Below are 20,850 nucleotides of genomic sequence, written 5' to 3'. Positions count from 1 at the left end.
GAGGTGGCATTATAGAGATTTCGATCACACTGGCAAGCCCTTTTTTAAGTTTTTCTTACTTTTTTGATTGTTCGAGCGTTTTTTGTTCAAAACACGCTATTTTCACTAGTATTCCCCTTAATTAAGGACTTAAGGTGGCTATATAAAGGAGGATTTATGAGTTCAATACGCAGTTACAAAGGTATATCACCCCAGATCGGGCAAGGTGTCTATATAGATACAAGTTCGGTACTGGTTGGTGATATCAAAATCGGTGATGACTCTAGTGTATGGCCTTTGGTTGCAGCTCGAGGGGATGTGAACCACATACATATAGGCGATAGAACCAATATCCAAGATGGTAGTGTTCTGCATGTTACCCACAAGAATGCAGAAAACCCTGAGGGTTATCCTCTATTAATAGGTAATGATGTCACTATCGGTCATAAAGTCATGCTGCATGGCTGCACTATTAAGGATCGCGTACTCGTAGGTATGGGAGCTATTGTGCTGGATGGTGTGGTTATCGAACAAGAAGTGATAATTGGTGCGGGAAGCTTGGTTCCACCTAACAAGGTACTTGAGAGCGGTTACCTATATGTAGGAAGCCCCGTTAAGCAAGCACGCCTATTAAATGATAAAGAACGTGCTTTCTTGCAGAAGTCGGCTGACAACTATGTCCAGAATAAAAACGACTATCTAGACTCTGTGCTTCCTGTTTAAAGTGCTTTGATCTGAATTCGATTAGAGGAGTCATACTCCTCTTCTTCTATTAGCTCTTCTGCTAATTCTTCAATATCAAAACGAAGCTCAGAAAATATAGACAGCGCTTGTTTTCCTTCTTCTATATCTTTACCAGCCAATTGAGACAACTCTTCAATAGACACAACACATTCGATCAACGCACCAGACTGTTGTGCTGGGAAAACAATAGACTGACTTTCTTGATCCCAATCTTGGATGTCAGGGAATAAGATTGATTGATTCATTTTTATAATTACCTTGTTACATCTCTAGATTTCTACGTAGCTCTCTTAAGATCTGCTTGGTTCCCGGACGAAGACCACGCCATAGCATGAAGCTCTCTGCAGCCTGACCCACCAGCATACCTAAACCATCATAAGCAGCATGAACACCATTATCTAACGCCCACTGATTAAATACTGTCGTTCCAGATCCGTAGACCATGTCATAGACGGCGCTATTTGTATTAAAGATGACATCGGAAACTTCAGGGAGCTGACCACTTAGACCTGATGACGTGGAGTTAATGATGACATCAAAGCCTTCGTTCACATCACTTAGTCCCATTCCTTTGACATTGCCGTTTGAAGAAAACATCTCAGCTAGGAGTTCAGCTTTGGAACTGGTTCGGTTAGCAACCACCAATTGTTGTGGTTTTTGATCAAGAAGGGGCTGAATTACACCTCTTGCTGCACCACCAGCACCTAGCAAGAGAACTCGAGCACCCTCTAATACCACTTGATGCTGAAGTAAGTCTTGAACGAGACCCTCGCCATCAGTGTTATCACCGATGATCTCTCCGTCATCTAATTTCTTCAATGTATTAACGGCACCAGCTAATTGAGCCCTTTCCGTTAGGCGGTTGGCAAACTGATAAGCATCTTCTTTAAATGGCGCAGTGACATTACACCCTCTACCACCTTCGCTAAAAAAAGCTTTAGCCGCGGTAATGAATTGACCTTGTTCTGGCTGCAGTGCTGTATAGGTAAGTTGTTGATTGGTTTGGCGAGCAAATAATGTGTGAATGAATGGCGATTTGCTTTGCCCAATAGGGTTACCGAAAACGGCATAACGATCTACTTGCTGTGTCATATCCTTACCTAACAGAAATAATAAAAAGGGTCATCTATATAGATGACCCTATCACTATCCCTATAAGGAAGGAAGAGCTACCAAACTCGCGGTTTTAGGTAGTCACTATAAAGCAGAGCTTCTGGTGACCCGGCTTGTGGTTCGTAACGGTATTCCCAACGAGCCAATGGCGGCATAGACATCAAGATAGACTCTGTACGACCACCGCTTTGTAGACCAAATAGGGTGCCACGGTCATACACTAGGTTAAATTCAACATAACGGCCACGACGGTATAGTTGGAAGTCACGCTCACGTTCGCCATAAGGTGTCTCTTTGCGACGCTCGACAATAGGCAAGTACGCCGCAGCAAAGCCTTCACCGACCGCCTGCATGTAAGCAAAGCTTTTATCGAAACCCCACTCATTTAAGTCATCAAAGAACAGACCACCAACACCGCGCGTTTCATCACGGTGAGGCAAGTAGAAGTATTTATCACACCACTCTTTGTGCTCTTGATACACGTTATCACCAAATGGTGCGCACAGATCTTTGGCGGTTTGATGCCAAGACTGGCAATCTTCATCTACTGGATAGAATGGCGTTAAATCAAAACCACCACCGAACCACCAGATAGGGTCTTCCCCTTCCTTTTCGGCAATAAAGAATCGTACGTTGGCGTGTGAGGTTGGGATATAAGGGTTTTTAGGGTGGATAACTAACGATACACCCATCGCTTCAAACTTACGTCCAGCTAATTCAGGGCGGTGAGCGGTTGCTGAAGCCGGCATTGCCTTACCTGCAACGTGAGAAAAATTAACACCACCTTGCTCAAAGACCGCACCGTTGGTCATCACACGAGTGCGACCACCGCCACCGAGGCGATCGCCAGGTTCACGCTCCCATGCATCCTCTTCAAACAGTGCAGTACCATCAGCTTGCTCAAGCTGCTGGCAAATCGAATCTTGTAGGCTCAGTAAAAACTGTTTTACTGCTTCTTTATCAATTGCTGACATCTTTCTTCCTCTGCAGGGTTTAACCCTGTCTTAATATTTTCGACGTTTTTGCATCTCTAATTTCGCTTGGCTTCTCACGACCACCCGTTTGACCTTCTAAAATAGCCACCAAATGTTGACCCAGTTGCTGTTGAACTTCTTCAGTCGTCATACAAGGCGGTTCACCTGTCAGGTTAGCACTAGTCGAGGTTAACGGCTTGCCGAACTCATTACACATTCTTTGAACCAAAGGGTGATCCGTCACTCGTACCGCGATGGAATCAAACTGGCCACTGACCCAATCAGTCACTTTACTGCTGGTTGGCATTATCCAAGTCACAGGTCCCGGCCATGTTGCTTTTACGGTCGCTAACTGTGCTTCCGTCAACTGGCTTTCATCAATATAGGGCAGCAACTGCTCGTAACTCGCAGCAATTAGGATCAACCCTTTCTCCATCGGCCGCTGTTTTAAATCGAGCAATTTCTTAATGGCTTGTGGATTATCGGGATCACAACCGACCCCAAAAACGCCTTCAGTCGGGTAAGCAATGACTTCACCTTGTTGTAATGCCTGCAAAGTATGTTGAAAGTTATCCAAGGGTTGCCTCATTAATTCTGTTATCGAACTCGCTAAGTGTACAAATTATCATTCACTGTGACTAAAGCTATTTGTTTATAAAATGTATCAATTAACAACTTAGACCGACGCAAACGTTTTCCTTAAGCCATTTTACCCGTATAATGCGCGCAAAATATCTAATCACTAATTAAATCGTACCTGAAGGAGTTTGAGATGACTGTCGGTATTATCATGGGTTCTAAATCTGATTGGCCAACAATGAAGCTAGCTGCAGAAATGTTGGATCAGTTTGGCGTGGCGTACGAAACAAAAGTGGTTTCTGCTCACCGCACACCTCAGTTGCTTGCTGACTACGCAACCAGTGCGAAAGAGCGCGGTATTAAAGTGATTATTGCGGGTGCTGGCGGTGCTGCGCATCTTCCGGGCATGGCTGCAGCTTTCACAAGCGTACCTGTTTTAGGTGTTCCTGTTCAGTCTAAAGCACTGAAAGGCATGGACTCACTGCTTTCTATCGTACAAATGCCAAAAGGTATCGCGGTAGGTACTCTGGCTATCGGTGAAGCTGGTGCTGCTAACGCTGGCATCCTAGCCGCTCAAATCATTGGTACACACAATGAAGAAGTGATGGCGAAAGTAGAAGCGTTCCGCTCTGAGCAAACAGAAACGGTTCTTGCTAATCCAAACCCTGCAGAGGACTAATTCCCATGCATGTTCTTGTGTTAGGCGCGGGCCAACTTGCTCGCATGATGTCCCTAGCTGGGGCACCGCTGAATATTGAAATTTCTGCTTTTGATGTTGGCAGCAAAAATATTGTTCACCCATTAACGCAAGCAATTCTAGGCAACGGCTTAGACAATGCGATTGAGCGTGCGGACGTCATTACTGCAGAGTTCGAACATATCCCTCACGACGTGCTTGAGGTATGTGAGCGCAGCGGTAAGTTCTTACCGACAACAGAAGCAATCAAAGCTGGCGGTGACCGTCGTCTTGAAAAAGCCCTGTTAGACGAAGCAAACGTGAAAAATGCTAAGTACTACGTGATTAACTCTCGCGAAGACTTTGACGCTGCGATTGCTCACGTAGGCTTGCCAATGGTCTTGAAGAGCACACTTGGCGGCTACGATGGCAAAGGCCAGTGGCGCTTAAAGACATTAGACAATGTTGACGCGACTTGGACAGAAATGGCTGAGTGCATTGCAGCAACAGACAACCAAGCGATTGTGGCTGAAGAGTTCGTTCCGTTTGACCGCGAAGTATCACTGGTTGGTGCTCGTGGCACTAATGGCGAGATTCAAGTGTACCCACTGGCTGAAAATGTTCACACCGATGGCGTGTTGAGCTTATCGACAGCGATTGATGACATTGAACTGCAAGAGCAAGCAAAAACCATGTTCACCGCTGTTGCAGAACGTTTGGATTACGTTGGCGTGCTAGCGTTAGAGTTCTTTGATGTTAAAGGTTCACTGCTGGTTAATGAGATTGCACCACGCGTTCATAACTCTGGCCACTGGACACAGCAAGGCGCTGAAACTTGTCAGTTTGAGAACCACCTACGTGCTGTGTGTGGTATGCCACTAGGCAGTACTAAGCTGATTCGCCCAACCGCAATGATCAACATTCTTGGTGAAGATACCCTACCTGAGGCTATTCTGGCTCAAGGTGGCTGTCATGTTCATTGGTATGGCAAAGAGAAGCGTGCAGGTCGTAAGATGGGCCACATTAACGTGAGCGCTGACTACAACGCAGAGCTGCAAAGAGCGTTGTGCTCATTGGCTGATATTCTTGATAAGCAAGCCTACCCTGCTGTGCATGAGTTTGCTGAGCAAATGAAGTAAGCCCTACGTTGACTTATTGATATAAAAATGGCGCTCAGTGAGCGCCGTTTTTTTCTATAACATCAGGTTATTGAGATTGAATGTGGTGACACTTGCGATCAGCACATTGTTTCTTGGTTCCATTGGCTGTTTTCTTCTCAAGTAACAACGGAAACTGACACTCTTCACAACGACCGATAATAGGTGGTTGGTTTACTGCGAACTTACACTTAGGGTAGTTATCACAAGCATAGAAGGTTTTGCCATAGCGAGATTTACGCTCAACCAAATGGCCTCTGCCACACTCAGGGCAAGCAACAAGTGGCTGCTCTTCAGCTTGTTCTTTGGGTTGGTCCAAAGATTCGATGTGATTACACGTTGGGTAGCTGCTACAACCAATGAACATCCCAAAGCGGCCTTGCCTTAATACCAATTCGTTTTGGCATTTAGGACACGGCACACCCAGCTCTTTCACCACGTGTCCATCGTTTTGATGCAACGGCTTGATGTAATCACAGCTAGGATACTGCTTACAGCCTAAAAATGGGCCATGCTTGCCATGGCGAAGCTGAAGATCTCCACCACACTGTGGGCATGGTTCATGCTCTAATGCATGTTCATGTGCTGAAAAAAGCTGATTATCAATCTTACTACTCATGACAAGCCTGTATTAATGCAAGATACCTTGCTCTTTGGTGTACAACAGCTCTTCCATTTGCGTGTAAGCACTTTCATTACCCGGTACATTAAATAGCACCATTAAGATAATCCATTTCAGATCATCCAATTCAAATTCGTTTGTCTCAAGTCCCATCACACGATCAATCACCATTTCACGAATCTCTGTCGTGAGTACGTTGATCTGTTCAAGAAACAGTAAGAAACCTCGACACTCCATATTAATACGTGAAATTTCTCGACTGGTATAAATACGCATCGAGGTATTGGAACACACACTAATCGCCGCTTGGTTGTCAGTATCTTGCAGTGCCGCAAGATCTTCTAACCAATGGAGGGCCTTATAAATATCGTCTTGGTGAAACCCTGCTCGAAGAAGCTCATCTTCAAGTTCGTCTTGATCCACCTGCAATTCAGAATCGCTATGGATGTAGGTTTCAAACAAGTACATCAGTATGTCCATCATCATAGCTTAGCCTCTCCCCTTTCGAATATAGCCACCGGAAACTGCAACAACATGCCCTGAGAGCTCAAGCTCTAAAAGCTGCATCATGACTTCATGCACAGGTATATGGGTTCTCTGTGCCAAAATATCAACGGGTGTCGCCTCTAATCCTACGTTAGCTAACAGCTGTGGAAATGGCAATTGTTCATTTTCACCCTCATTCTGCGTAGGTTCGAATAAGCTCGGCTGTTGATCTATAGACCAGTTTAACAGACTCTTTATTTCAATCAGAACATCTTGAGCATTTTGCACTAAACATGCTCCAGCTTTAATGAGACTGTTACCTCCACGACTGGTTGGGCTATGAATTGAACCGGGCAACGCAAACACTTCTCGACCTTGCTCCATCGCATATCGAGCCGTAATCAAAGAGCCACTCTTCTCAGCCGCTTCAACCACCAAGGTTCCTAACGACAGACCACTTATAATACGGTTACGACGGGGAAAATGTTCAGGTCTTGGTTTAGCACTAGGTCGAAACTCTGAAATCAGCGCGCCATTCTCACAGATTCTATCGGCTAGGGTTCGGTGTCGTGCTGGGTAAATGGAGTCCAAACCGGAACCCAACACTGCAAAAGTTTCCCCTCCTTTATCTAGAGCACCATCATGAGCATAGCCATCGATACCTAAAGCTAAGCCACTGGTGACAATCAAACCGTTTTGGACGAACTCTTTGGCGAAAGACTTCGCGGTCTGTAGCCCTTCGAGACTGGCATTGCGACTGCCGACCATGGCGATTTGAGGTTCAATCAGCTTTTCAACGTGACCTCTAACGAAAAGCACGCTCGGCGCAGAGGCGATCTCGTTGAGCAGTTTGGGATAATGCGAGCAATTCGGGGTAATGATGTGATGGTTGGGTTGTCTTGCTTGCCACGCTAGGCAAGCCTCCACTTCTCTTGGGGCTTGCTCTCTTAAATAGGAGATTTGCTTAGCTGACAAGCCAATCGCTTGCAGTTGCTGGCTTGAGTAGCCAACAATATTAAAAGGAGAATCAATGCTCAGCAGTCGAGAAAGTCGCTTGCCACCCAATTGCGGTACAAAACTTAGAGTTAGCCAAGCACTCAGTTGTTGCTCATTCACTCGGTGCCCTTAATCTCTTCCGTCAAAGCAAGATCCAAAGGCGATACAGCCAGAATGTCATTACTAACAGGCTTAGAGCTTTGAGTGATCAACGCGAGGCTAAAATACTCATAGGGACGAATGACCATCAAGCTACCCAGTGAGGTACTTGGCAATTGCACCTTATCGCTCGCCGCAGACTCTTTATAACTGTATTCACCTTGCTTACCAAACACCACCGCACCGCTTTCGCTGAGCGTAAACATAGAGCCTTGGCGAAGGTTATCCTGTGAACCTTTGTTGATCACTACCACCTGATTCTTCGCGCTGTATTGGCTGCCATCTAATGAGCCCAAGATGTTAGCAAACTGACCCGCCGCACTAGGTGCAGGATAAAAAGTGGTAGAGAGCTTCACCTGATCAACACCAAGTTCTGGTAGCACAAGGTCATTAAGCAGTACCTCTTGCAGTTGAGTGTTTATCTGCAAGCTGCTGAACTCAGCATCCACCTCTTTTAAGCGCGCAGTGGCAACCAAACGCAACGAGGTCATAGTCGCTTGGGGTTGCTGTCGTTGGTAGGTTTCAACGGCGCGGTAGATACCCCACTTTTTATGCTGCTGGTTACCTGAGATAAATAACCGGTCTGCACCCGATAAGAAACGTTTACCATCACTGGTTCCTAATACTCGTTGTGCCGATTGGATATCTTGCTGCTCTACCAAGCGATCAGACTGTAAATAAGGCAGAACCAGCCCCTCATTGACGGTAGGTACTGCTTTCTTCTCAGAGACACGAATCTTAGGGCTAAGTTTGATAACGGGCTTGAGGCTCAATACAGGCTCGCCATTAATCCAAACCAAAGACAGTTTATCTCCGGGGTAAATGAGATGAGGATTTTCTATCTCTGGGTTCACTTGCCATAACCTTGGCCACAACCATGGACTATCGAGATACATCGCAGAGATATCCCACAAAGTATCCCCCTTAACCACCACATACGCCTCGGGTGCGCCCTGTTTAATGGTTAAAGGTTGCTCACTATTTTCAGCCGTAGCGGCGAACGAAATCGAGGCACAAATAAGAGATAAAGCAGGGAATAAATGACGCATGACCTAGGTTCCTTGGTCTGAATATATGACATCTGATTGGAGAATTACCTTCAGGATGCTGTCATTTGACCTCTAAAATGTCTAGAATTGAGCCAACAAGGTTTAAGCTGTTTCGGCACAGTTCAATATTTCGAGTGTATATGTCTGTATTACAAGTATTAACATTACCAGATGATCGTCTACGTACCGTGGCGAAACCGGTAAAAGAAGTTACCCCAGAGATTCAAAAGTTCGTTGATGACATGATTGAAACCATGTACGACGAAGAAGGTATCGGCCTTGCGGCAACGCAAGTAGATTTCCACCAGCGCATCGTTGTTATCGATATTTCAGAGACGCGTGATGAGCCTATGGTTCTGATCAACCCTGAAATCACCGAAAAACGCGGCGAAGATGGTATCGAAGAAGGCTGCCTATCTGTACCAGGCGCTCGAGCTCTAGTACCTCGCGCTGCAGAAGTAACGGTTAAAGCATTGGACCGTGACGGCAACGAATTCACATTCGACGCTGATGACCTTCTGGCTATCTGTGTTCAGCACGAACTTGACCACCTAGAAGGCAAGTTGTTTGTTGATTACCTATCGCCACTAAAGCGTAAACGTATCCAAGATAAGCTAGCGAAGATTAAACGTTTCAACGAGAAACAGGGTTAATCACCGCTGCTATTACTAAATTAGAAGGAAGCCTACCTTGAGTCAGTCTTTAAGAATTGTCTTCGCAGGTACTCCGGATTTCGCCGCCCGTCACTTGGCGGCGTTGTTGTCTTCGGAGCATGAAGTTATTGCTGTTTACACACAGCCAGATCGTCCAGCAGGCCGCGGTAAAAAACTGACTGCGAGCCCAGTAAAAAACATCGCACTTGAAAACAATATTCCGGTTTACCAACCAGAAAACTTCAAGTCAGATGAAGCTAAGCAAGATCTAGCGGATTTGAATGCTGACATCATGGTTGTTGTAGCGTACGGCTTATTGCTTCCACAAGTGGTTTTAGATACGCCTCGCTTAGGTTGTATCAACGTGCATGGTTCTATCTTGCCGCGCTGGCGTGGTGCTGCTCCAATTCAACGCTCTATCTGGGCGGGTGATAAAGAGACTGGCGTGACGATCATGCAGATGGATATCGGCCTAGACACGGGTGACATGCTAAGCATTGCTACGTTACCAATTGAAGCGAAAGATACCAGCGCTTCAATGTATGAAAAGCTAGCTGACCTTGGCCCTGATGCGCTTGTTGAATATTTGTCTGACATCGCTTCTGGTAAAGCGGTGGCTGAAAAGCAAGACGACGAACTTGCTAACTACGCGAAGAAGCTAAGTAAAGAAGAAGCGCGTATCAACTGGAGTGATGACGCGGCTCATATTGAGCGCTGCGTTCGTGCCTTCAACCCATGGCCAATGAGCCACTTTGAAGCTGCGGAAAACAGCATCAAAGTATGGCAAAGCCGTGTGGCAGAGCAAACCTCTGATAAGCCTGCAGGTACTATTCTGCAAGCCGATAAAACGGGTATCTACGTAGCAACAGGACAAGGTGTACTTGTTCTTGAACAGCTGCAAGTGCCAGGTAAAAAAGCCATGTCAGTTCAGGATATCTTGAACTCTCGTGCAAGCTGGTTTGAAGTTGGAACTCAACTTTCTTAACCGCTTTTAAAGCTGCGATAAGCGCAGCTTAGAAAACCTTTACGAGGGCAGAGATGCCCTCATGTATTCAAATAAATATTCGGTACCCCTCATGAATGTTCGCGCTGCTGCTGCAAATGTCCTATTTCAAGTTGTCGATAAAGGCCACTCTCTATCACACGCTCTCCCTGCGGCTCAAAAAACGATCCGCCCGCGAGACCATGCTCTATTGCAAGAGATTTGCTACGGCGCACTTCGTTACCTGCCTCGTCTAGAGTCAATCGCTAACGAACTGATGGAAAACCCGCTTAAAGGTAAAAAGCGTGTATTCCACCACCTTATTTTGGTGGGCATTTACCAACTGAGCTTCATGCGTATTCCTTCGCACGCTGCCGTTGCGGAAACCGTTGAGGGCACCAAAACACTGCGTGGTCCAAGCCTAAGTGGTTTGATCAACGCGGTATTACGTAGCTACCTACGTGACCAAGAAGAGCTGGATGAGAAAGCGGTTAGCCACAATGCGGGCAAATATGGCCACCCAAGCTGGATTCTAAAAATGCTTCAAGAAAGCTACCCAGATCAATGGGAGCAACTGGTTGAAGCAAACAACAGCAAGGCACCAATGTGGCTGCGCGTAAACCGCCAACACCACACGCGTGACGAGTACGTTGAACTGCTTAAAAACGAAAACATTGAATACACACTGCACCCAGAAGCGGCGGATGCCATAAAATTAGCCGCACCTTGTGATGTGACTTTACTACCGGGCTTCGACAGAGGCTGGGTATCAGTGCAAGACGCAGCGGCTCAGCTTTCTGTAGATTACCTCACACCAAAAGATGGTGAACTAATCCTAGATTGTTGTGCAGCGCCAGGCGGTAAAACCGCACACATTCTTGAGCACACCAATGACACTGAAGTGGTTGCCATTGACTGTGATATTAAACGACTAGACCGTGTTTACGATAACCTTGAACGCCTACAACTGCGTGCCGACGTAATTTGTGGCGATGCTCGCTACCCTGAAGAGTGGTGGATGGGCGATAAGTTTGACCGTATCCTACTTGATGCGCCTTGTTCAGCGACGGGTGTAATCCGCCGTCACCCTGACATCAAGTGGCTACGCCGTGCATCTGATATTGATGCACTCGCTGAACTACAAAGTGAGATCATGGATGCAATGTGGCGTCAGCTAAAAGAAGGCGGCACCATGGTTTACGCGACATGCTCAATCACACCGCAAGAAAACGTTCTGCAAGTGAAAGCTTTCCTAGAGCGTACCGAGAACGCAACGCTAGTTGGGTCTGATATCGAAAATCCGGGGCGTCAAATACTGCCTGGTGAAGAAGATATGGATGGCTTCTACTACGCAGTTCTAGTAAAACAGGCATAACAATTAACAGCGGCTAAGAATTTTATTTCTTAGCCGCTGTTTCTTTCTAGTGCATTATCGAAGCAAAATGCGTGCACTTGAATTACAACGGCAAAAATAAGAGAAAGGCTATGAAGATCATTATCCTAGGTGCTGGACAAGTAGGCGGTACCCTTGCTGAAAACCTAGTAGGTGAAAACAATGACATCACGATCGTCGACCGTAATGCCGACCGACTGCGTGAACTTCAAGACAAATACGACCTTAGGGTTGTAAACGGCTATGCCAGCCATCCGAACACACTACGTGAAGCGGGTGCACAAGATGCCGACATGTTGGTTGCCGTAACCAACATGGATGAAACCAACATGGCCGCATGTCAGGTTGCCTTCTCTCTTTTCAACACGCCAAACCGAATTGCCCGTATTCGTTCTCCAGAATATCTGGAAGAGAAAGAAGCGCTGTTCAAATCAGGCGCTATCCCTGTCGATCACCTGATCGCACCGGAAGAACTGGTCACCAGCTATATCGAACGTTTGATTCAATACCCAGGCGCACTACAAGTGGTGAGCTTCGCAGAACAGAAAGTGAGCCTAGTGGCGGTAAAAGCCTACTACGGTGGTCCACTGGTTGGTAATGCCCTATCTGCTTTACGTGAGCACATGCCACACATCGATACTCGTGTTGCGGCTATCTTCCGTCAAGGTCGCCCTATTCGCCCACAAGGCACCACCATCATTGAAGCCGATGATGAAGTGTTCTTTGTAGCGGCAAGTAACCATATCCGCTCAGTGATGAGTGAGCTGCAACGCCTAGAGAAACCGTACCGCCGCATCATGATTGTTGGTGGTGGTAACATTGGTGCAAGCTTGGCGAAACGCCTTGAACAGAGCTACAGCATCAAGCTTATTGAGCGCAGCTACACTCGTGCAGAGAAGCTGTCTGAAGAGTTAGAAAACACCATCGTATTCTGTGGTGACGCAGCAGACCAAGAGCTGCTAACTGAAGAGAACATCGATCAGGTTGATGTGTTCATTGCCCTAACCAATGAAGATGAAACCAACATCATGTCAGCAATGCTGGCTAAGCGAATGGGTGCCAAGAAGGTAATGGTACTGATTCAACGTGGTGCTTACGTCGACCTTGTTCAGGGAGGTGTGATTGATATTGCTATCTCTCCACAACAAGCGACCATTTCTGCGCTGCTTACTCATGTTCGTCGTGCTGATATTGTAAACGTATCCTCTCTACGCCGTGGCGCTGCAGAGGCGATCGAAGCGATTGCTCACGGTGACGAAACCACATCTAAAGTCGTTGGCCGAGCAATTGGCGACATAAAACTACCACCGGGCACGACTATTGGTGCGATTGTTCGCGGGGAAGAGGTACTGATCGCGCACGATAGAACCGTAATCGAACAGGATGACCACGTAGTTATGTTCCTAGTGGACAAGAAATACGTACCTGATGTTGAGTCTCTATTCCAACCGAGCCCGTTCTTCTTATAGCCTTGTTCTCGTAAGCTTCTTCTCACAACCTTCTAGTGAGAACGAAGCTCCGACACAAAGCGATGGTCTATTAAGCTATGGTCAACTTTCGTCCGATATTATTAGTGATAGGGTTAGTGTTATCAAAACTCGCCCTTTTCATGTACATCCCCACATTGGTTGCCTTCTTTACTGGCACCGGTGGCTTCCTCGAGTTTGGTCAATCGGTGGTGATCACGCACATTGTGGCGTTCATCTGCTTGAGTTTAGGCCGTTCAGCTAAGTTCCGACTTGGGGTACGGGACATGTTCCTGATCACCTCTCTGGTGTGGACGATTGCCAGTGCCTTCGCCGCGCTGCCATTTGTGTTCATCAACCATATCAGCTTCACTGACGCCTACTTTGAAACCATGTCTGGTATTACTACGACAGGTTCCACGGTACTGAGTGGCTTAGACAGCATGGCACCAAGCATTCTGCTGTGGCGCTCTATATTGCAGTGGCTCGGCGGCATCGGTTTCATCGTAATGGCGGTAGCGGTACTGCCAATGCTCAACGTTGGTGGTATGCGCCTATTCCAAACCGAATCATCCGATTGGTCAGATAAAAGCAGCCCAAGAGCAAAAACGGTCGCCAAGAACATCGTAGCGGTTTATCTGGTATTAACTGGCTTATGCTTAGTGAGCTACCTATTTGCGGGCATGAGTGTCTTTGATGCCATCAACCACTCATTCACCACACTATCGACTGGCGGTTACTCGACCTCAGATGGCTCTATGAACCACTTCTCAAATAGCGCTCATTGGGTAGGCACCGTGTTCATGTTCTTAGGTGGGCTACCATTCCTACTTTTTGTCAGTGCGCTACGCGGTAGAAAGCTCTCTATCCTCTACAAAGATGCCCAAGTGAGAGGCTTCGCTTACCTATTCTTAGTCACCAGTGCTGTGATATCCACATGGCTGGTGGTCAGAGATGGCTACACAGTATTGGATGCTATGCGTGTTTCGATGTTCAACATCGTGTCGGTTGTGACAACCACAGGTTTTGGCTTGGAAGATTTCACAGCGTGGGGCGCACTGCCAACCACATTGTTTGCCTTCCTGATGATGGCGGGTGCTTGTTCTGGTTCAACTTCTGGTGGTATCAAAATCTTCCGCTTCCAGATAGCGATGACTATGCTTCACAAACAGATGATGAAGTTGATTCACCCGTCAGGTGTGTTTGTTCAACGCTATAACCAACGCCCTGTCAGTGACGACATCGTGCGTTCGTTAGTAGCGTTTGGTTTGATGTTCTTTATTACGATCATCTTAATCGCTGGCGGCTTGAGTGCGATGGGGTTAGACCCAATCACCAGTATCTCAGGCGCTATTACTGCGGTAGCTAACGTTGGTCCAGGTATGGGCAGCGTGATCGGCCCTACGGGTAACTTTGCTCCCCTACCAGATGCCGCTAAGTGGTTATTAAGCCTTGGTATGTTGATGGGAAGGCTTGAGATACTGACGCTGATCGTTCTATTCTTCCCAGCCTTCTGGCGACGCTAATTGCACGAATATTTAAGGAAACAGACATGAAATCATACCTACTTATCGCAAGCGCACTGCTGAGCAGTTCAGCCTTCGCCGACCAAATGGTTACTCTTCAAGATGGAAAACAGATACTGCTGAAAGACGACTTTACATGGCAGTACGTGGCACAGGAGCAAGCGGAGGAGGTAGCGACAACATCAGCGATCGCTGTGCCTGTCGCTGCAGCACCTGTTGTAGCGGTTCCAGTTGCGACCAACGTGCGTGGTACGACGATTGTCGTTGATAGCAAAAAGCCAAGCTTGCAACTATCTCAATCCGGGGTAGATGTAGTGCTAGGCGCGAGCCACTATGAAGGTGGTGAGCTGATTATCCCAACCGCGATTACCAACCAAAGCACACAAGCCGTGATCTTAGTGTCGGTAAAACTCGGTCTGTATTCAGCGAGCGGTGAATTGTTAGAAGAGAAAACCGTAGCCGTTTGGAAATCAATTAAGCGTATGGCAGATACCTACCTTCGACCAAAAACAGATGCCGAAGGTACTTCTATCAAGCTAGCGGTTGAACAGTACCCTGAGTACCAAATCAAAGCTGAAATCGTTGAAGTACTGACTCGCTAAACCGGAGTCACATACAGATAGATAGCGAAGAAATGGCAAGCGCAGCCCGCCAACACAAACAAGTGCCAGATGGCATGATTGTAAGGGATGCGTTTTGCCACGTAGAAAATCACACCCAACGAGTAAATCACACCACCAAGAGCTAGTAGTACCAAACCACCCATCTCGATATTCATCGCCAGTTGATAAACCACAATCAGCGACAACCAACCCATCGCCAAGTAAGTCACCAATGACAAACGCTTAAATCGGTACACGAAAGCAATCTTCATAATGATGCCCACCAACGCGATTCCCCAAATCACCGCCATCAAGCCCATCGCTAATGGTGTTCTTAAACTCACCAATAAAAATGGCGTGTAGCTTCCTGCGATCAGTAAGTAGATCGCACAGTGATCGAGGGTTTTCAGTAGGCGTTTAGTCTTTTCTGTGGTGATCGAGTGATAAAGCGTCGAAGCGAGAAAGAGTAGGATAATACTGCTGCCATATACCGCCATGCTCGCAATAGTCAACATGTCGGCTTGATGGTCAAACGCACGAATCAGTAGCAGGATTAAACCAACCACGCCAAGCACAACACCCAAGCCATGGGTTATCGCATTGGCGCGTTCTTCGATGTCACTGTATTCGCTCGCCGATGATGCAGACATGATTATCCTACTAGAGTAAATGTTCGATTTGCCTAGTATTGCACATTAAGCTTACACGTGTAAGCTTAAATTTTTATGACATCTCTTGTGACATTAATAACAACGCCAAAACTGTGTGATGAAGCTAAGGTCTCTAAAGCTAAAGAACCAAAGAGCTAACTAAGAAGCGTTGTCTAGATACTCAAGCACCATCTTGCCTGCATCTTGTGGTGACGTATCCAATGGCACACTCAATTGACGCTGCAGCTGGCCAATGCCTAATAAGCTCGCCAACATACCTTTTGCACCATCACGATTACGGTCTATCTCAAACCACAACTTAAGCTCGGTTTCATCACGATGAGCCACCACTTCCAGCTCACGCCAGCGACCATGATATGGACCAGTGGTAGGAACAAACTCAAACTCTTGAACAAATGGCAGTTCAAAGCCTTCTACCGCTTCACACTCAACTTGGCGAATGCGTAAGCCTTGAGCTTCAAGTTCATTAAAAATGCCATCGAGAAGTGCATCTGGGCGAACCGTTAAAATATCCTTATCCGATGGGTCTATCGCCATCGCAATGTCTAATCCGGTTTCAAGCCATACTTTTGAATCGCCGATCGTCACTGGGGTATTCAACGGAACATCAAATTCGCACTCGAAATCACGGGTTTCACCCGGCTGAATAACAAAGGCATACGGTAGGCTCCATTTGGCCAACGAGTATGTCTGGTGCATTCGACGTTTTTGACCGCCCTCTTGTCTCTGCGAATTCATGGTGACTTCTTTGACATAACGACAGCACAGATTGAGATCGATGTTGTCGATCTCCTGTGGTTGAGCGCCACCATACACATGCACAATAATGCTCGCCTTTTGCCCTGGATAAAGCACTTCCTGTTGCAATACAGAATCCACCTTGGCAGACCCAATACCAAAACTTGCTAACGTTTTCTTTAAGAACGACATATGCACCTCCTTTAAAGCATCATCTTAAGCCTGAAAGAGGTTCAAACTCAAATATACTGCTCACACTATTTTAGCTCTAATATCGTCTATTTATCACTCAGGCGTCGATCGATAAGTTAGATAGTGATAATCTAAGCCTTGATATGCATGCATATCATTATCCTGATTTATTATTCGGATTGGCGAAAGCCAGACGAGCGACTCTTCAAGAAATTGAGGCGGACCTCATGGTAAATCAGGCCATTAGATTGGCAATGGATATGCCTGACCGTTAGGTAAATGAATGCGCCCAACAGCTGTCAGGTTCTCGCACACCAACCGTAGTGCGATGCGTCGTCGTAGTGGCTTTGTTGCTGCTCCAACGGCAAAGAAATTGGCTCCAACAATGACTTTAGTTGAGAAGACTGCTTTATTAGCACCGACTACAACAAAAGTAATTAAAGCCGCTTAACAAAAAGCGCAGTTTTTACTGCGCTTTTTTCTTGCCTCTTTCCCTGCTCCAAATGCGTTTACACATTGGTATTCCCGACCCGATTTGATACCTTAGCCACAAATCATTATAAAATTTGTGGAGAATAAAGTATGAAGTGTCACCGCATAGAAGAACTGCTGGAACTGATGGAGCCTGAGTGGCAGAAAGATCAAGAACTTAACTTGTTAGAGTTCATCATCAAGCTATCAAAAGAAGCCGGCTACGAAGGTAAACTTGAAGAGCTGACTGACGATGTTCTTATCTATCACCTAAAAATGCGCAACAGCGAGAAAGATGAAATGATCCCGGGTCTTAAAAAAGACCAAGAAGATGATTTCAAAACCGCAATTCTAAAAGCGCGCGGCATCCTATAATTACCTCAATGCTCAACAGCGTAATTGCCGTATAGATAAATTTCTCAATTTTAAAAAGCGACCACTCGGTCGCTTTTTTGTTTCTGTTCGCTATTTTTTCGTCACAACTGTTATGACTTTTGTTGTTAAAGGTTGATAGCGTTAAAGAAATGAGAACAAGATTGTCGCTATAATCGCCACCCATAAGAATCTTCTAAAATAATAAGAGTAAGTGCGATATCTACTCACGCATCAAGCTCAATTTCTACAGGTTCTCTAAACCACACTTTAAAGTAATGTCGTCTTGCTCGATTTAACCGAGCAAACCAGCCACAAAAAGGATAGTCCATGAGTCAGGATAAAATCGATATCAAAGATGTGACTCCTAAAACCTTTAACCCGAAGACACATAAAGGTAATGGAGATCGATTTAACCCAAGTAACCGAATCTACGTTCGAGAAAGCAAAGGTAAATTCCAACAATTACGTCGCTACGGTGGTTGGTTCTTACTTTTACTTTTTGCACTTATTCCGTGGATTCCATTTGGTGAGCGACAAGCGATCTTGCTCGATATCGGTAGCCAACAGTTCAACTTCTTTGGCACAACCTTATACCCACAAGATCTGACTCTGCTCGCGATCCTCTTCATGATTGCCGCATTCGGCCTGTTTTTTATCACCACCTTTTTAGGCCGTGTGTGGTGTGGTTACCTTTGCCCTCAAACCGTGTGGACCTTCATGTACATCTGGTTTGAAGAGAAACTTGAAGGCGCAGCTAACAAACGAAGAAAACAAGATTCCGGCAAACTGACCACCAATCTAATAGTCAGAAAAACCCTCAAACACATTGCGTGGTGGGCGATTGCGATTGCGACGGGCTTAACCTTTGTTGGTTACTTCATCCCAATCAAAGAGTTAGTGGTTGGCTTCTTTACCTTTAACTCGTCTTTCTGGCCTGTGTTTTGGGTACTGTTCTTTGCTGGATGTACTTATGCCAATGCGGGTTGGATGCGTTCAATTGTTTGTCTGCACATGTGTCCTTACGCACGTTTCCAGTCGGCAATGTTCGATAAAGATACCTTCATTGTTGGTTACAACACAGAACGTGGTGAAAGCCGTGGCCCTCGATCTCGTAAAGCCGATCCAAAAGAGCTTGGTCTAGGCGACTGTATTGACTGTAATCTGTGTGTACAAGTGTGCCCTACGGGAATTGATATCCGTGATGGTTTGCAATACGAGTGTATTAACTGCGGCGCGTGTATCGATGCCTGTGATAAAACCATGGATCGTATGGGCTACGAGAAAGGCCTGATCAATTACACTACCGAGCATAGACTTGAAGGTCACTCGACCAAGGTAATGCGTCCTAAGCTATTGGGCTATGGCGCCATCTTGATCGTGATGCTGGGCTTGTTCTTCGCCCAAATCGCGAGCGTTGATCCTGCCGGACTAAGTGTTCTGCGTGACAGAAACCAGCTGTTCAGAGTCAATAACCAAGGGCTGGTTGAAAACACCTACACCTTGAAAGTGATCAACAAGACTCAACAAGAGCAAGAGTACAAACTCGATGTTAGCGGACTGCCCGACTCTATCTGGTATGGCAAACAGACGATTACTGTCGATCCAGGCGAGGTTTTGAACCTACCTATCAGTTTAGGCGCCGACCCAGAAAAACTGAGCTCACCAGTTTCGACAATTCAGTTTATACTCTCGGATAATGAAGAGTTTACGATGGAAGTCGAAAGCCGCTTTATCAAGAAGCTCTGATACCCGCACCTTAGTGCTTGGTATAACAACCCAATAAATGGAAAAAGGCTCAGTAATGAGCCTTTTGATTAACTTTAAGTCATTGTTTTTAAATTAAAATAAAAACAATAAAACCACAAAATGACCACAACAAAAAGCCCACTAGCAATAGTGGGCTTTCTTTTTAACTCTTTGGAGCACTCCCCCAAAGCAACGAAGTATCATTTCCTAACAAGCCAGCCACATAATCTATACCACCATGCTTAACGGTAAGAAACACACCGCTATACGTACCATTCATTGAAGCTTGAGCACATGACACAGCGTTTGCGTTGTTTACATTGAAATACGCGCCATTACGCACAAGGGTTCCTGTGATTGTACAAATACCATTTACAGTAAAAGAGCTATCAGCATTGATTGTCCATGTACTACCATCACTAAGGTTTGTATGAGTACCTACAATCTCAGATAGTTGCAAAGAATCAGACGTTTTATCCATTGAGTACGCTAGATTGCTTCCATTAAAAACCGCAGTCAGTGACACAGAATTACCCGTAAAATTAGCAGTCATTTCCTGACTACTACTTTTAAGGAAACTTGATGCATCAGCGTACGTTACGCCCTTAGTTTTCATCTGCTTTTCTGTCGTGATTGCACTATCAGTAAAGTAAACACCATTATTCGCAAAATCACCCACCACCAAATTATTAGCAGAACGCGAAGAGTCGACTACCATCACAGCTAAGTCCGCTGTATTGACATAAATCCCACTGCCTGAAAATGGACTAGTACTACTAGGGGTAGAACTTCCACCGCCCCCACCACCACAACCGACTAGTGATACAGACGCTATTAAACCAACTATTAAGCCTTTATTTTTCATTTGTTCATTATCCCTATTTGCATATGCGCACAAAATAGTATCAAACAAAAACAATAAAGCCCACTTAGGTTAGTGGGCTTTATAAAACTAAAAGACTTTAGTTTCCAATCGGATAAGTCGGTTGTTATGTCGCCAGAATATAGCAACGATAATTAACATCGAGGGAGGTAAACCCATTGACGTGAGATACTGTAATAATTCAACCATATTACTTAAACTCGTTTCGGAAGGCTTCCCACAACCCCATAGCTAACGGTACAACCGTACCAATTAGACCACCATATTGCACACCCGCATCCGTAACTGTAGCGGTTAATAACTCAGGATGTCCCGCAGCTAGTGCAACACCCGCCCCCACTAATGCTATGCCTTTTTTCGTTGATGGTTGCTCAAGGTCAATACTCAGCTTCTCTTTTAGAAATGCTTTCATAGTAGTTTATTTCCTTTTAAATACTTGATTGCGTAGGCAGCGAGAACGCCACCTACTACGGTAATTGCTATTTTCTTGCAGTCTTCTTTGGTCATGCCATGGCAACCCCTTCACGTGCCATATTCAAGCCGTAATAATTACCGACTTCTTTACGGCTCATTGCATGTAATAGCTTGGCTAGCTGTTCGTTGTTGTTCACATCGACA

The 20,850-nt window shown here is 45.9% G+C and carries 24 protein-coding genes; 12 read left to right on the top strand and 12 right to left on the bottom strand.

Translation table 11 applies throughout. From position 1 onward, the window contains the following. Nucleotides 1–156: 156 nt before the first annotated feature. Nucleotides 157–702, top strand: coding sequence for a gamma carbonic anhydrase family protein (locus A142_RS13425; RefSeq protein ID WP_019820304.1), 546 nt, complete (start codon nt 157–159; stop codon nt 700–702). Here A142_RS13425 and A142_RS13420 read toward each other — a convergent pair. The 4 genes from A142_RS13420 to A142_RS13405 form a co-directional block, all read right to left on the bottom strand. Continuing rightward, a complete protein-coding gene (locus tag A142_RS13420; protein WP_019820303.1) occupies nt 699–968 on the bottom strand; it encodes a DUF1488 domain-containing protein in 270 nt (89 codons plus the stop codon). The genes A142_RS13425 and A142_RS13420 overlap by 4 nt on opposite strands. Before the next feature lie 16 nt (nt 969–984). Continuing rightward, nucleotides 985–1,815, bottom strand: coding sequence for a shikimate dehydrogenase (aroE, locus tag A142_RS13415; protein WP_019820302.1), 831 nt, complete (start codon nt 1,813–1,815; stop codon nt 985–987). A 77-nt stretch (nt 1,816–1,892) separates the two neighbouring features. Continuing rightward, the gene (gene hemF, locus A142_RS13410; protein ID WP_019820301.1) at nt 1,893–2,810 is read right to left on the bottom strand and encodes an oxygen-dependent coproporphyrinogen oxidase; all 918 of its coding nucleotides are present in this window, start codon (nt 2,808–2,810) and stop codon (nt 1,893–1,895) included. Nucleotides 2,811–2,829: 19 nt separating this feature from the next. Next, a complete protein-coding gene (locus A142_RS13405; RefSeq protein WP_029223376.1) occupies nt 2,830–3,387 on the bottom strand; it encodes an L-threonylcarbamoyladenylate synthase in 558 nt (185 codons plus the stop codon). Between the two features lie 195 nt (nt 3,388–3,582). Between A142_RS13405 and purE the strand changes: the two genes are divergently transcribed. Both purE and A142_RS13395 read left to right on the top strand, forming a co-directional pair. Further along, complete coding sequence (purE, locus tag A142_RS13400; protein WP_004735777.1) at nt 3,583–4,068, top strand: 5-(carboxyamino)imidazole ribonucleotide mutase; 486 nt, start codon at nt 3,583–3,585, stop codon at nt 4,066–4,068. 5 nt (nt 4,069–4,073) lie between these two features. Beyond that, a complete protein-coding gene (locus A142_RS13395) occupies nt 4,074–5,204 on the top strand; it encodes a 5-(carboxyamino)imidazole ribonucleotide synthase (RefSeq protein ID WP_019820295.1) in 1,131 nt (376 codons plus the stop codon). A gap of 67 nt (nt 5,205–5,271) precedes the next feature. On the opposite strand, the gene A142_RS13390 is transcribed toward A142_RS13395, so the two are convergent. Genes A142_RS13390 through A142_RS13375 form a run of 4 tightly spaced genes read right to left on the bottom strand, consistent with a single transcriptional unit; the run spans nt 5,272 to nt 8,534 of the window. Continuing rightward, nucleotides 5,272–5,841, bottom strand: a complete 570-nt coding sequence (locus A142_RS13390) for a DNA topoisomerase family protein (RefSeq protein ID WP_019820294.1) — start codon at nt 5,839–5,841, stop codon at nt 5,272–5,274. 12 nt (nt 5,842–5,853) lie between these two features. After that, nucleotides 5,854–6,330, bottom strand: a complete 477-nt coding sequence (locus tag A142_RS13385) for a DUF494 family protein (RefSeq protein ID WP_019820292.1) — start codon at nt 6,328–6,330, stop codon at nt 5,854–5,856. Nucleotides 6,331–6,333: 3 nt separating this feature from the next. Further along, nucleotides 6,334–7,446, bottom strand: a complete 1,113-nt coding sequence (gene dprA / locus A142_RS13380; protein WP_019820291.1) for a DNA-processing protein DprA — start codon at nt 7,444–7,446, stop codon at nt 6,334–6,336. Continuing rightward, entirely contained in the window at nt 7,443–8,534 is a 1,092-nt protein-coding gene (locus A142_RS13375) for a LysM peptidoglycan-binding domain-containing protein (RefSeq protein ID WP_019820290.1), read from the bottom strand. The genes dprA and A142_RS13375 overlap by 4 nt, the downstream gene beginning before the upstream one ends. Nucleotides 8,535–8,674: 140 nt before the next feature. Between A142_RS13375 and def the strand changes: the two genes are divergently transcribed. The 6 genes from def to A142_RS13345 all read left to right on the top strand — a co-directional run bounded on the left by def (nt 8,675) and on the right by A142_RS13345 (nt 15,156). Beyond that, entirely contained in the window at nt 8,675–9,187 is a 513-nt protein-coding gene (def, locus tag A142_RS13370; RefSeq protein ID WP_017058772.1) for a peptide deformylase, read from the top strand. Between the two features lie 37 nt (nt 9,188–9,224). Continuing rightward, the gene (gene fmt / locus A142_RS13365; RefSeq protein ID WP_019820285.1) at nt 9,225–10,172 is read left to right on the top strand and encodes a methionyl-tRNA formyltransferase; all 948 of its coding nucleotides are present in this window, start codon (nt 9,225–9,227) and stop codon (nt 10,170–10,172) included. 91 nt (nt 10,173–10,263) lie between these two features. Continuing rightward, nucleotides 10,264–11,544 carry a 16S rRNA (cytosine(967)-C(5))-methyltransferase RsmB gene (rsmB, locus tag A142_RS13360; RefSeq protein WP_017631532.1) on the top strand — a complete coding sequence of 427 codons (1,281 nt, stop codon included), beginning with the start codon at nt 10,264–10,266 and terminating at the stop codon, nt 11,542–11,544. Nucleotides 11,545–11,654: 110 nt separating this feature from the next. Further along, entirely contained in the window at nt 11,655–13,031 is a 1,377-nt protein-coding gene (trkA, locus tag A142_RS13355; protein ID WP_004739332.1) for a Trk system potassium transporter TrkA, read from the top strand. 77 nt (nt 13,032–13,108) lie between these two features. Next, a complete protein-coding gene (locus tag A142_RS13350) occupies nt 13,109–14,554 on the top strand; it encodes a TrkH family potassium uptake protein (protein WP_019820282.1) in 1,446 nt (481 codons plus the stop codon). Nucleotides 14,555–14,580: 26 nt separating this feature from the next. Further along, nucleotides 14,581–15,156: a DUF3157 family protein gene (locus A142_RS13345; RefSeq protein ID WP_019820281.1), complete on the top strand. Its 576-nt coding sequence runs from the start codon at nt 14,581–14,583 to the stop codon at nt 15,154–15,156. Here A142_RS13345 and trhA read toward each other — a convergent pair. Both trhA and A142_RS13335 read right to left on the bottom strand, forming a co-directional pair. Beyond that, the gene (trhA, locus tag A142_RS13340; protein ID WP_019820279.1) at nt 15,153–15,806 is read right to left on the bottom strand and encodes a PAQR family membrane homeostasis protein TrhA; all 654 of its coding nucleotides are present in this window, start codon (nt 15,804–15,806) and stop codon (nt 15,153–15,155) included. The two genes, A142_RS13345 and trhA, sit on opposite strands and share 4 nt — an antisense overlap. A 159-nt stretch (nt 15,807–15,965) precedes the next feature. Then, nucleotides 15,966–16,757 carry a sporulation protein gene (locus A142_RS13335; protein WP_029405285.1) on the bottom strand — a complete coding sequence of 264 codons (792 nt, stop codon included), beginning with the start codon at nt 16,755–16,757 and terminating at the stop codon, nt 15,966–15,968. 283 nt (nt 16,758–17,040) lie between these two features. Between A142_RS13335 and A142_RS25165 the strand changes: the two genes are divergently transcribed. The 3 genes from A142_RS25165 (at nt 17,041) to ccoG (ending at nt 19,349) form a co-directional block, all read left to right on the top strand. Continuing rightward, nucleotides 17,041–17,208, top strand: coding sequence for a hypothetical protein (locus A142_RS25165; protein WP_004739323.1), 168 nt, complete (start codon nt 17,041–17,043; stop codon nt 17,206–17,208). A gap of 131 nt (nt 17,209–17,339) precedes the next feature. After that, nucleotides 17,340–17,603: a YihD family protein gene (locus A142_RS13330; RefSeq protein WP_010433308.1), complete on the top strand. Its 264-nt coding sequence runs from the start codon at nt 17,340–17,342 to the stop codon at nt 17,601–17,603. Nucleotides 17,604–17,930: 327 nt separating this feature from the next. Next, nucleotides 17,931–19,349, top strand: a complete 1,419-nt coding sequence (gene ccoG, locus A142_RS13325; RefSeq protein WP_019820273.1) for a cytochrome c oxidase accessory protein CcoG — start codon at nt 17,931–17,933, stop codon at nt 19,347–19,349. 163 nt (nt 19,350–19,512) lie between these two features. Here ccoG and A142_RS13320 read toward each other — a convergent pair whose 3' ends face one another. Beyond that, nucleotides 19,513–20,214 carry a hypothetical protein gene (locus A142_RS13320; RefSeq protein ID WP_019820271.1) on the bottom strand — a complete coding sequence of 234 codons (702 nt, stop codon included), beginning with the start codon at nt 20,212–20,214 and terminating at the stop codon, nt 19,513–19,515. A gap of 208 nt (nt 20,215–20,422) precedes the next feature. Beyond that, on the bottom strand, nt 20,423–20,644 hold the full coding sequence (locus tag A142_RS13315) for a hypothetical protein (protein WP_019820269.1): 222 nt from the start codon (nt 20,642–20,644) through the stop codon (nt 20,423–20,425). Between the last annotated feature and the right edge of the window lie 206 nt (nt 20,645–20,850).

This window comes from Vibrio splendidus 12E03 (assembly GCF_000272105.2).
Lineage (GTDB): Bacteria > Pseudomonadota > Gammaproteobacteria > Enterobacterales > Vibrionaceae > Vibrio > Vibrio splendidus_I.
This window is presented reverse-complemented; position numbering and strand designations above follow the sequence as displayed.